This is a genomic window from Nocardia sp. NPDC004068 (genome assembly GCF_042874315.1).
In the GTDB taxonomy this organism is placed as follows: Bacteria; Actinomycetota; Actinomycetes; order Mycobacteriales; family Mycobacteriaceae; genus Nocardia.
Genome location: NZ_JBIAMW010000019.1, coordinates 1 through 10,703, shown reverse-complemented (window position 1 = coordinate 10,703; position 10,703 = coordinate 1). Strand labels below are relative to the sequence as shown.

The window sequence follows — 10,703 nt, the reverse complement described above, 5'->3', positions numbered from 1 at the left end:
AGTGATAGACAGATTCTTCGGCAGACTGACGTCCCCTCAGATTTCTTCAGAGTTGGGCCGCGACTCGGTCTTGTGCTTGCCAGTAGGTTCGTACGAACAGCATGGGCCACACCTGCCGCTCCATACAGACGCTGTCATCGCAGAGCAATTCGCGGTTCATCTAGTCGAACGGTATGGTGACGATTTCGACCTGTGGTTATTGCCGACATTGCCCTACGGCTTGTCGCTCGAACATGCATGGGCGCCGGGAACATTTTCGCTCACGGCAGTCACATTCACATCGATTTTGAAGGCAATTGTTTCGGAGTCCGTGCGAACGACTGGGTCGCGCAACCTGCTTCTTGTGAATGGGCACGGTGGGAATCGCGGCATCCTGGAGGCAGTGCTCTATGAACTGCGGAGAGAATGCGGAGTACATGCTTGTGTCATTCATCCGAGTTCGCTAGCCTCAACCAAAATCGACACAACGCTGCCGGAGATTCACGCAGGACTTCGAGAAACGAGCGTCATGCTGGCGCTTTCCCCGGACGACGTACATCTCGAAAATATTCCCAAATCATTTTCTGAAAGCGACCTGAACCGGTCGGAAATTCGTGAATTTATACTAGACCGCGGAGTGACTTGGCCGTGGACTTCGGCTGATTCCGGGATCTCCGCTCTTGGTATTATGGGCAGTGATCCCCGCGATGCGAATGCGGACATTGGCTGGGCAACCATCAATAGCGCTCTCGACGCTTGCCCTGAGGTGTTGGAACGTCTGCTGAATCAACAAGTATACAAATTGACTCAAGGCTAGGTGCGAAATCCATGCTCACGGCACAAGAGCGGGAACAATTCATAGAGAACGGCGTCCTAGTGAAGCGCAGCGCGATTCCGGCGGAGGTGGTCAGGCCAGCTCAATCACTGATAGCGGATTGGATAGCACGTGGCGATTGGCATAAGCAGGTAAAACAGTACACTCAACGGACCTTCGCTCCTGAGCTCGAAAGCCATCCGAGGATTCTCGAGCTGTACTCGTATCCATGGGTAAGTGAAGCCGTGAGGGCGCTGGTGGCGAAACCATGTGCAGTAGAAAAGGCGCAGATACAAATCCGTCTACCGGACGCCTGGCTCTCCGACCAGCAGCCGATCAAGGCCATGCATGTGGACGGAGTCGCTTGCCCGCATCTCGATCCTCGGGAGCTGCGAACGTTTTCGTTGCTTGTCGGTGTCGTACTCTCGGATATCAACGACCCGAACGGGGGTCCCCTCCGCTATCAAACGGGGGGACACCTACGAATGGCAGAATGGTTTCGCGACGAATGGTCGCTTGGAATCACCGACCAGACCCCGCCGGACATCGGTAACACGCAGGGGCATCCTTTCTTCGGCGCACCCGGTGACGTCCTACTAATGCACCATCTAGTTCCGCACTCGGTCGGCCAAAACTTCACGCTTTTCCCGCGAGTCATGGTGTACTTCCGGGTTTCGCACGTAGATCATGCCTCCAGGCGGCTAGAGGCGCTCAAAGACCCCTGGCTGGATTTCTCAACGCTGTCAGCGCCGAGGTAGAGCTAACTTTCCTGTGAGTACCGCTTCTGAATCCATCCGCCAAATCGCCCTCAACCTGGTAGGCCCGACTGTCCGCGGCCGACATGTTCTGCTGATCGGAGCAGCAGCCACCAGTCGACGGCTGGCCGACTTCTTTCTGGATGCGGCGGCGAAAGATGTTAGCTTCGTTTCGATAGACTTCCGGGGTAGCGACACGCAGCGACGCTTTGAGTCGTACGAATCGGTCCTGACGTCTCCGACGCCCGAATTTCGGCAACGCCTCGATGCTATCGATCCAGGCCGATCAGCCCTTGTCTATGCAGGATCGTTCACTGCGGTTGAGACAATAGATGGCCGGCCAGTTCTTGGATCGAGAACACAGCGTCAAGCGAAGGCCGAACGTAAGGACGAACAAGTTGCTTATGTGGGCGGAGCGATCCATCCTGTTCATGCAGATTGGCGCCTCGACGATTTCACAGCAATTCAGGGTGTGCCCCGCTCGGGCCTCGCAATGTCATCAAGCCACACCTTCATCGTGCCGTCTGGCACCAATGGTGACCGTATTGCGCAGTTGAAAGACCACCTTTACAGTGACTGTGATTCCGTCGTCGTGCGTCCCCTACACACTGGTATACCGTGCACGTTCTACGGAGCCATGGATGGGCAGCGGGAGATTCAGCTCGGTCCGGTCGAGGCGCTGGTCTTCTGGGACCCGCGCACATGGCGAGTGCGCGCGCCAGGAATCGTATGGCCATTGCGCCTCCAATCGGAGACATTGGCCAACGCTCGCTCCTCCATCCACCAGATATGTCGAAAACTGCACCAACATACACAGTACTGCGGTGCATTCGGTGTTGATGGAGTCATAAGAGACGGCGCATTCGAGATTCATGAGATCAATCCAAGGGTCTGCGCGGGAATATCTTTATTTGATAAGATCGTGCCATCTGCCGCTCCTCTCGCGGCTGTCGATTTAGTTCTTCGTGAGTATCAAGATAAAGCGGCGTCGATTTTCCCGCCTCTCGGTGGGCTGGCGAAAGACGTAGAAAACGGGGATGAGGAGCATGTGCGGATCTTCGATGGCGATGCGTCGAACTCCGATCGCGCGTCCACTTGCGAAGCCTTCCGTAGGATGGGTTTAGTACCTATGTCTAAGATCAGAGAAGAGCACGCATGAAGATTGTTAATTCAGACAGTCTGGATCTTGCAGTAGAGGCAATCGCGTCGGGCGAACTAGTCATCGTTCCCACTCGGCGGTGGTATATGATCTGCGCAGATGCGAGAGACGTTGCCGCTTGCAACCGAATCTACGACGGAAAACGTCGTCCCCCCACTAAAGCATTGGCGTTCGTAGTGCCTTCATATCCTGCGGCTTCCCGTCTATTCGCTTTCAATCCTGCCGCCAGCAAACTTGCTGAGGAATTCTGGCCCGGAGATTTGGCGATGATTCTTCCGTGGAGTGATTCGCAGGTGGGGTCACAACATGCCGCTGTCGGTAGTCCAAACGCCCTTGTAGTAAACGAGACCGGCGTCTTGGGGGAGTTGGCGCGACGTTCGATAGTCCCTATTGCAGCTACGTCAGCAAATATTTCGGGTAGCCCCGGCGTTGTCGGTCCTGGGCCCTCCATTTCCCTGCCAGAAGTTATGGAATTTGTCAACATTAGTGGTCTAGATGTGGCGGTATGCATCGCTGGGGGAATCTGCCCCGCCGGAGAGCACCTCACGATGGTCGACTGCACGGGGTCAGGCGCTACAATCGCCCGCAGCGGGTTGGTGCACGATCGAGCCATCGCGGCCGCGCTCGCCCAAATGTGAGGTGTATGTGGACGAAGAGCCATCCCGTCGATTCTTTCGGGATCGACCGAGGTGCAACCCCGTCGACCCCGGCTGTCCGACCGCCGGTATTGCTGTGAACCCGTTCCCACGCATGCACCAGAAACGCCGGATCACACACCAAATTGTGTAGATCGTCGAACACTCGACCCGCGTCGCGAGTCGCCCACAGGTACAGTTTGGCCTGCATCCGCCGTACCCGTGACCAGGCTTCATCGAAGTCCGGCCACGGCTCATCCGAATTCACAGATGGCTCCGTCCATTACAGTTCCTCACCGTTGACATCCACTGGGGCCCTTCCCCATGCGCCGGGCTCTCCCCGGCTCGAAGTACTACGGCTCCTCCGCCCCATCCACGTCCCTTCAGCCGACGACGGGCCTGCCCATCGAAACCCGTTGGCTACGAGCCACGATGGGCGAGACGGGATGGTTCCCACGTTCACCGCTATCCATTCGGGACAGGAGGCGGCCGGCTTTGCTCCAGCGGCCTCGTCACGGCTACGCCGCAGACTTTCACCGTGACCTCTCTGTCGGGCATACCAGCCCTCAAGAGAGTTCCCCGACTCGTATTGAGGAGCCGGGTACGCGCCGCAAGCCAGCCCAGATCCACCGAGTTCGAGCTGACGGCCTGCTGGAGGAGCTTTATGACACCGGTTCCTCGCGTCCACCTTTGTCCCACGCTCACCGGACCCGCACCATTCGGCAGTGCTGGCACGTCCCGGCTTTGTCGGGGCTGCTCCCACCCTCCCCGGCGTCTCCCGGATCAGGCTGCCCCCGGCTACAGCGATCATGCTGCGACACAATCACTTCGGAGTCATTCCACCTCCAATATGGACAGCGGCGCCTCGTGGCGCAGGGTACTTCCATACCAACCACGCGACCCATTGACCGTACGAACTGGGATTCACCGGGGCGCCGGCGGCGAACCAGATCCGCCCGGTGTGTCCGCCCGCCTCGTGGTCGATCGCGAAGGTCAGCAGCGCCAGCTGCTCATGTACTTCGTCCGGAACGTTTCGGCCATGTTCGTAGATCACCTGCCAGGCGCCGATGAATCCCACGGCCGAGCGCAGCAGCACCGTGCCCGGCTTCACCGCCCCCGAGAACACCCGCAGGAGCACACCAGCATCCGGCAGTGGCCAGTTCGGCCTGGCCTCGACCGAGGGTATGGCCCACACTCCCGGCAGCGGGCCAACAGGACGGTAGGGCAGTGTCATACGAACTCTCCTCTAAGAAGCGTTGAAAGAGAACAACTTGCGATGTATCGACCCACGGGGTCGGTCGTCAGTCCCACAACCCCGAACACGGCAGAAGGGGCAGATCCGGCCACACGTCGTCGTCGACGATTACGGTCAGCTCCAGTTGCTCGCAACTGGAGGCCAGCTCCTCCACCACGTCCTGGATCTGCTCGGCGCTGGCTTGGTAGTCCAGGCGGAGGGCGCCAAACTCAATGTGGAGGTGTCGGATCCGTCGAGGCAGCGACGTGAGCGGCATTTCGCATCACAACCCAGGCGGAATCCGCCGGCCTGACTCAATCTCGGCGGCCAGATAGTCGTACGCCGCAGACAACTCGCACAGCCGACACACCTCGGGCAGCTCGTCGAGCGCCTCCGGCCTGGTCAGCAGCACATCCCAGAGCCCAGCCATCCGAGCGACGATGTCGCCCACCGATTCGGTATGCACGACCACGTCGTTCTCACCACCATCCGCGAGCCCAGAGGCGGCCTGATCTGTCCGATCCGTCTGACCATGCCTCCAGAGCCGGGCCAGCCACACCGCGACCGCCTCATCGATCACGGTGATCAGCATGTCGATGTCAGCTCTCGCCGAGACCAATTGGCCAGCAGCCGTTTTCATCCGCTCAGCCGACGAGGCCGGATCGCTGAGGACCCGCAGCGCCACCCGGCACTCCCGCTGGCACTGCACCAGGTCTGCCGCTGGATCCAACAGATCCGGGGCGATCACCCTTGGCAGCCCGGCGAAGGCCAGCAGAAACATCTCGCTCGACGGCAGCGGCTCCATCGGCGCCCATTCCGGCGTTGTCCCTGTCGGATCTTGATCGCGGTTCCGTCGATACGGTTCGTCCGGCGTGATCGTCACAGCGGATCACCTCGGGTGGATCGTCGAGGGCACCAAAAGGCCGGCGGCCACCAGAGCCTGGAGCGCGGCGCCCTTCCGCGGGCACCGGATCGCTCGACAGGCAACGTGAAATTGCATAACGCGATGCGCCTCGGCGATCGTGAAGGGCATGGGCGGCATCTGGTGAGCTTCTTGCTCGGTCGCGGCGGCAACCGCTTGGTGTATGGCCAAGGCGTGCATAGCAATCGGGACCTCCGGGTCGGGCGGAAACGGGGCGGTACCCGGCACCGGGGGCATTCGCTACCCGCCCCGGCTCACCGGGGGCTGGTACGCCGCTTTGGGGGCGCGGCGGCGGCCCGGTGCCGGGTACCGAGGGGGACCGTAAGGCCCGGAAAACCCCTATTTCGCCCTGAAATACGGGCACCCGCCGCCGTTATACGGAAATCGGTATAAGGTGCGGATAAACCGAAACCCGTTGGCGGGCAACACCGCATCTGGTACTGCTTGTGCCCGCCCAGCTACGCGAGGGGGTATCTGGCAATGCCAATGACCACCGGCCAGACGATCCGGCGAATTCGTACGTCCCTCGGCATGACCCAGGCAGAGCTTGGCGCACTTATCCACTTCACTCAACCGGCGGTCTCGCAGCTGGAACACGACGGTCCAGCCGTCTACGATGTGCGCGTTCTCCGCCGCGTGGCTGCGGCACTGGATGTGCCCGTCGGGATACTGGTGGTGGAGTCGGACGAGGAGGCGGATGTGCGGCGTCGCCAGTTCTTCAAGGCGGGCGCGACCGGCGTCGGTGCTGCTATAGCCGGAAAGACTCGCCCGGTGGTTGGTACATCAGCGTCGGCAGGCGCAAAGATCGGTGCGAGCGACGTCGAGCGAATTTCAAGCAGTATCAACAAGATTCACGAACTGCAACTACTGGCCGGCGGCAACCGACTCTGTGAGATCGCCACCAACGAGGTGCGCTACGTCGAGCAGTTGCTCGACAGCGGCAGCTACAACGACAAGGTCGGCAAGGCTCTCACCAGTGTTGGAGCTGAGATGATGACCGCCGCAGGTTGGATCCACTACGACGCCGGCCACTGGATGGAAGCGAAACGCTACTACGCCGACGCAGCCCAGGCAGCCACGATCTCCGGTGACGGCATCGCCGCCGCCCATGCCTGGATCAACGCTTGTCTGCTGTCCTACCGGGAGGGTTCGCGGCCAAAGGAAGGCATCCAGCTCGCCGAAGCTGCGCAACTCGCCGCCCGGCGCGAGGGTGGGCCGAAACTTCGGGCATTGGCGGCGATCCGCGAAGCCGAAGCACGCAGCGTTGTGGGTGATCGGACAGCGATGGTCGCAGCGGTCAACCGGGCGCACCGCGCCTACGAGTCGACCAGGGGCGACGATCCGGGCTACTTGGCCCATCTGCCCGAAGCGCAGCTCAGCGGCCTGACTGGACTTGCGTTCATGCGGCTTGGCGACCATCAGCAGGCAACCACGTACCTACGCTCGGCGATCGACGGCACGGCGATCTACCCGCGCGAACAGACCGCCTGGCAGATCCGGCTGGCCCAGAACTACGTTCAGGCTGGGAACATCGCGGACGGCTGCACGCTGCTGATCGAGAACTTCGAGACGATCAGCAAAGTCGCCTCGACCCGACTGCAAACCGCCCTGACCACGGTGGCAGGTGAACTCCGGCAACACCTTTCGGTGGCAGAGGTGCGGCTGTTCTTCGAGCGTTGGACTGCCCGCTGACCGAGGAGTTGTTCAGGCAACGTCTCGGAGGTATTCCGCGACTCGATCGCGGAGCAGCTCGTAGCGCCGGAGGGTGTGGTCGTAGGACAGGCAGTAGGCCCGGGTCGAGGGATGCCCCTTGGTCTTCGGCGCGGGCTCGGAGAACGACGTATCCGGCGGGAACTGCTGGAGGGTCAGGTCGACGGGTTCGCCGCCGATGAGGTTGAAGTAGTGGGAGACGGTCTTCCCGTCCGGCAAGGTGGCGATGGTGTTGAGGATGTCTCCACCGAGGTAGTCCTGGACCACGCAGGCCGTGACGGCACACTGACCCTTGGCGATGTTGCCCGCCGACCAGGCCGTGGAGGCGCTGGTCTCCGCTGACCAGGAGGCTTGGAGGGCCTGCTGGAGGGCTTCGAGGGGGACGGGAGCCATGAGTGACAGGGTAGTTGCACTAGCCGTGCAACGAAACTACTGGCCGACGATGTTGCGAGAACTGTCCGGGGGCGGTTATCAGTGCGCGACAATGGATCTCAGTTTCCGGCACCCGGGACAGGCGGAGAACGGCATTATGGGCGAGCTTAAGAATGAGATTAATCGCATCCGCGCCGCCGAAGCGGAGCGAGCTGCGCAAGCCGAAGCTCGCGTTGCAAAGCTCGCAGAGTTCGTGACGTTGATGCGAGACAACAAGATTCCGACAGAGCCAGTTGTGTTGTCCGAATCGCACCTTATGGAGAAGCGAACCCTCCTACTGGGGACGCGATCCGTCACGGTAACGACATACTCTCTGCTCGGGCGGGGATGGATGATCTGGCAAAAGCCGATACTGTGGGACAGCGTCGATAGTTTTGAGGTCTTCGCCGTCCCCGGTGTGGGTATCGTGAACGCGCGACGTGAAGAAATCCCCCGAGCACACATGTCATCCGATAGTCGATATGTCGGCTCGACAGGCGATGGCGACGTGCAGGTTACCTGGGATTCTTCGCTGAAAGGTTTCGCGCTAGCGGGAAGGGTTGCAGTCGCGAAAGGGTCTCGTAGCTCAATCCTGCCCGGTGCCCGGCAGAGGTTCGATTCGGGCGACTTTGCCGACGGGCAGCTTGCCGAGATTGCTTTATGGAATCTCCGAAATAAGTGACGAATAACCACTTCGGATCGGCGGCATAAAGCGCCGCAGTGGCGACGCTACCAAGCAATCGCTTGAGATGACTTTACCGCCGACGAAGCGGCCCCTAACCCTTAGGCAGTGGCCTTCTGATACGCCCTGATGATGTCGGAATGGATTCGGCCACGGGCTGGCATCGTGTGGCCGTTCGCTCGGGCCCACTCCCGGATCGCCGCAGTATCCGCCCGCTTGCCCGCCGGCCGACCCGAACTCGCGCTTCTGGGAGCTCGTCCGACCTTGCGCGCATGGGGCGTCCACTTCTCGAACACCCCGCGCAGCCTCCCAGCGTTGATCAGACTCAGGTCAATCTCGTAGCTGATGCCGTCAAGCGCGAATACCAGCGTTTCCACAGCTTCGGACTTGCCGTCGTAGTCGTCGAGCAGCTCAACAACAACCTTCTTAGCCAAGTTGCGCCCCTTTGGATATATGTAGCTGCATCAAGCAACTATGCCCATTCAGCACGCAGGACGGTACCACCCCGACGTGCAATGAGGCGCTTCGGCGCTACTGATGCATCCGAGACGCCGGTGGCGGCGAGTTCGCCAGAGCGGTTACCTCAGGGCATTTCATGATTCTCGCTGATCGTGTCTTGCGTGGTGAGCGAATCGTTCGGCGTGTGCTGGAACTGGTTGTGCGGCATGGTGTTCAAACGTGGTCAGACGAGTTATCGAGACAACTGGCTGGACGAGGTGGAGCTCTCTACGGCTGTATTCAGCGAGTGAGGTCGCCCCAGGCTCGCAGCGACTTGGCCCCTTCTCCAAGCTCTCTCAGTCGCCGCACTCCCACGACAGCGGCTACTCCTACGACTGTCACCGCCGCCAGGTTCCGCATCAGTTTCCACATGATTCCGGTCCCGTCTCGTGCAGACCTTCACCGCGAACCGCCGCTTCGATAGCATCCTCACCGGTTTGGTTGAGCGGCCACTGAAAGGGAAGGCTGCGGCCGAACTGGAATCGCGCCAGCGCAGTGTCCGCCTCGTCGGGGGTAGTGAACGCGTTGTCGACCAGTTCCAGTGCGGGACCGATGACAGTATTTTCGATCTTGTCTACGCTGGCGACCGACCACACGAGGCGCCCATCCGGAAGCGGCGTCGCAGTTCCGAACAATTCCTGTAGGAACTCTCGCCGGTAGCCTCGCTCCGCGCGATCGTCGGCGGTGAGCCAATACTGTGTGTAGTCGTTGTAGCGGTCTTGTGGCGCGAGTTCGGCTGCCTTCGCATCCCAGACCTGCTGCCTGGCCGCCCAATTGGTGAGCGTCGAGCCTGGATCCGAGGAATCGTCGTTCATGTGGTTGCCCTTTGGGTAGTCAGCGTTGCCACCATTGCCCCAACGGCAGACTGTGGCGGCCCGATTTGGGTGTGTTGACGGCGAGGATTTGATGCAGCTGGAGATAGTTGCGGTCGAAGCGTACGCGTCCGCCGGCCATGAACAGCCCCCATATACGGGCTTGTTCTTCACCGATCTCGTCGACCGCGGCGTCCCAGTTGTCCACCAGGTTGGCGCACCAGTCGCGAAGCGTCGCCGCGTAGTGTGCGCGCAGGTTCTCCTCATGGACCACTTCCAGCCCCACGTTCTGTATCTCGGTGATGAGCCGACCAGATCCGGTGAGCTCACCGTCGGGGAAGACGTAGCGGTCTGTGAACGGACCACCGGTGAACTTCATGCGGTTGTCGGGCCGGCCACGGCTATGATCGGTCACTGGTTCTCGCTCAATGCCTCTGAAGCTGCGAGCGGTGTGAATTCCCAGCGCCTGAGAGTAGCCAAGACTGATCTTCTACTGTCCATCTTCTCCAAAGTCCCTGCTGGGAGCGGACCTTGGTTCAGCCGGAACATGTTCCGGTCGAGCTACAGGTCTCGCGACACCTTCCGCTCGATCGGTAAGAGTTGGAAGAGGGATATCCGGATGGATCTTGTCGGGATCTTCACTGGCATAGCGGCATTGGTCACTGCTTCGTCCATGGCGGTTGTGCGGATCAAGATTGCGAAGACCAAGGCATCTGTCGCCGAACAGGTGATGAAGAATGTTGTGCCGGCCGACCTTCCAGTCGTGATCCGCGAGGTCACATCGCTGCTGGCACCGCACCGCCCGTGGGCGCGTCAGCTCGATTCCAAAGAATCGTCGGATACCGAGGCATGCTCGCCTCAATGACCTCCGCGCTTCATACTGACCCGTTCACCCTCGCCGGACGTCTTCCTCCTTGACCCACACGAAAGCCACCCCGCTGTGCGGCATCAACCACCCATCGAACCGAAGCCCAAGCACCTTGTCTGGCACCGTATCGGGGCTGCTGCACGTTTGGGTGACAGTGGTTAGGCAGCCTGTCGGGCTGCTGGGGACATGATGGTTTCGAATTCGATCGGAGTCAACCGGCCCAG

Annotated in this window: 14 protein-coding genes; 7 read left to right on the top strand and 7 right to left on the bottom strand. The window is 60.6% G+C overall.

Going from position 1 to position 10,703, the window contains the following annotated elements:
* The first annotated feature begins 1 nt into the window (after position 1).
* Genes ACFYTQ_RS33340 through ACFYTQ_RS33325 form a run of 4 tightly spaced genes read left to right on the top strand, consistent with a single transcriptional unit; the run spans position 2 to position 3,345 of the window.
* Positions 2-796, top strand: coding sequence for a creatininase family protein (locus ACFYTQ_RS33340; protein ID WP_387369521.1), 795 nt, complete (start codon positions 2-4; stop codon positions 794-796).
* 11 nt (positions 797-807) lie between these two features.
* The gene (locus ACFYTQ_RS33335; protein WP_387369519.1) at positions 808-1,551 is read left to right on the top strand and encodes a phytanoyl-CoA dioxygenase family protein; all 744 of its coding nucleotides are present in this window, start codon (positions 808-810) and stop codon (positions 1,549-1,551) included.
* 13 nt (positions 1,552-1,564) lie between these two features.
* A complete protein-coding gene (locus ACFYTQ_RS33330; protein WP_387369517.1) occupies positions 1,565-2,707 on the top strand; it encodes a hypothetical protein in 1,143 nt (380 codons plus the stop codon).
* Entirely contained in the window at positions 2,704-3,345 is a 642-nt protein-coding gene (locus tag ACFYTQ_RS33325) for an L-threonylcarbamoyladenylate synthase (RefSeq protein WP_387369515.1), read from the top strand. Before ACFYTQ_RS33330 ends, ACFYTQ_RS33325 begins: the two co-directional genes overlap by 4 nt.
* Before the next feature lie 820 nt (positions 3,346-4,165).
* Here ACFYTQ_RS33325 and ACFYTQ_RS33320 read toward each other — a convergent pair.
* The 3 genes from ACFYTQ_RS33320 to ACFYTQ_RS33310 form a co-directional block, all read right to left on the bottom strand.
* A complete protein-coding gene (locus ACFYTQ_RS33320) occupies positions 4,166-4,576 on the bottom strand; it encodes a hypothetical protein (protein ID WP_387369513.1) in 411 nt (136 codons plus the stop codon).
* A 67-nt stretch (positions 4,577-4,643) separates the two neighbouring features.
* The gene (locus tag ACFYTQ_RS33315) at positions 4,644-4,853 is read right to left on the bottom strand and encodes a hypothetical protein (RefSeq protein WP_387369512.1); all 210 of its coding nucleotides are present in this window, start codon (positions 4,851-4,853) and stop codon (positions 4,644-4,646) included.
* A gap of 6 nt (positions 4,854-4,859) precedes the next feature.
* Positions 4,860-5,459, bottom strand: a complete 600-nt coding sequence (locus ACFYTQ_RS33310) for a hypothetical protein (protein WP_387369510.1) — start codon at positions 5,457-5,459, stop codon at positions 4,860-4,862.
* 525 nt (positions 5,460-5,984) lie between these two features.
* Here ACFYTQ_RS33310 and ACFYTQ_RS33305 point away from each other — a divergent pair.
* Positions 5,985-7,190 carry a helix-turn-helix domain-containing protein gene (locus ACFYTQ_RS33305; protein ID WP_387369508.1) on the top strand — a complete coding sequence of 402 codons (1,206 nt, stop codon included), beginning with the start codon at positions 5,985-5,987 and terminating at the stop codon, positions 7,188-7,190.
* Positions 7,191-7,202: 12 nt separating this feature from the next.
* On the opposite strand, the gene ACFYTQ_RS33300 is transcribed toward ACFYTQ_RS33305, so the two are convergent.
* Positions 7,203-7,601 carry a hypothetical protein gene (locus ACFYTQ_RS33300; protein ID WP_387369506.1) on the bottom strand — a complete coding sequence of 133 codons (399 nt, stop codon included), beginning with the start codon at positions 7,599-7,601 and terminating at the stop codon, positions 7,203-7,205.
* Between ACFYTQ_RS33300 and ACFYTQ_RS33295 the strand changes: the two genes are divergently transcribed.
* The gene (locus ACFYTQ_RS33295) at positions 7,600-8,301 is read left to right on the top strand and encodes a hypothetical protein (RefSeq protein WP_387369504.1); all 702 of its coding nucleotides are present in this window, start codon (positions 7,600-7,602) and stop codon (positions 8,299-8,301) included. The genes ACFYTQ_RS33300 and ACFYTQ_RS33295 overlap by 2 nt on opposite strands.
* Positions 8,302-8,402: 101 nt before the next feature.
* Here ACFYTQ_RS33295 and ACFYTQ_RS33290 read toward each other — a convergent pair whose 3' ends face one another.
* The 3 genes from ACFYTQ_RS33290 to ACFYTQ_RS33280 all read right to left on the bottom strand — a co-directional run bounded on the left by ACFYTQ_RS33290 (position 8,403) and on the right by ACFYTQ_RS33280 (position 10,026).
* Positions 8,403-8,735 carry an Lsr2 family protein gene (locus ACFYTQ_RS33290; RefSeq protein WP_387369502.1) on the bottom strand — a complete coding sequence of 111 codons (333 nt, stop codon included), beginning with the start codon at positions 8,733-8,735 and terminating at the stop codon, positions 8,403-8,405.
* A gap of 423 nt (positions 8,736-9,158) precedes the next feature.
* On the bottom strand, positions 9,159-9,614 hold the full coding sequence (locus ACFYTQ_RS33285; RefSeq protein WP_387369500.1) for a hypothetical protein: 456 nt from the start codon (positions 9,612-9,614) through the stop codon (positions 9,159-9,161).
* Between the two features lie 19 nt (positions 9,615-9,633).
* Complete coding sequence (locus ACFYTQ_RS33280) at positions 9,634-10,026, bottom strand: class I SAM-dependent methyltransferase (RefSeq protein ID WP_387369498.1); 393 nt, start codon at positions 10,024-10,026, stop codon at positions 9,634-9,636.
* Between the two features lie 204 nt (positions 10,027-10,230).
* Between ACFYTQ_RS33280 and ACFYTQ_RS33275 the strand changes: the two genes are divergently transcribed.
* Positions 10,231-10,476: a hypothetical protein gene (locus ACFYTQ_RS33275; protein WP_387369496.1), complete on the top strand. Its 246-nt coding sequence runs from the start codon at positions 10,231-10,233 to the stop codon at positions 10,474-10,476.
* Positions 10,477-10,703: the final 227 nt, after the last annotated feature.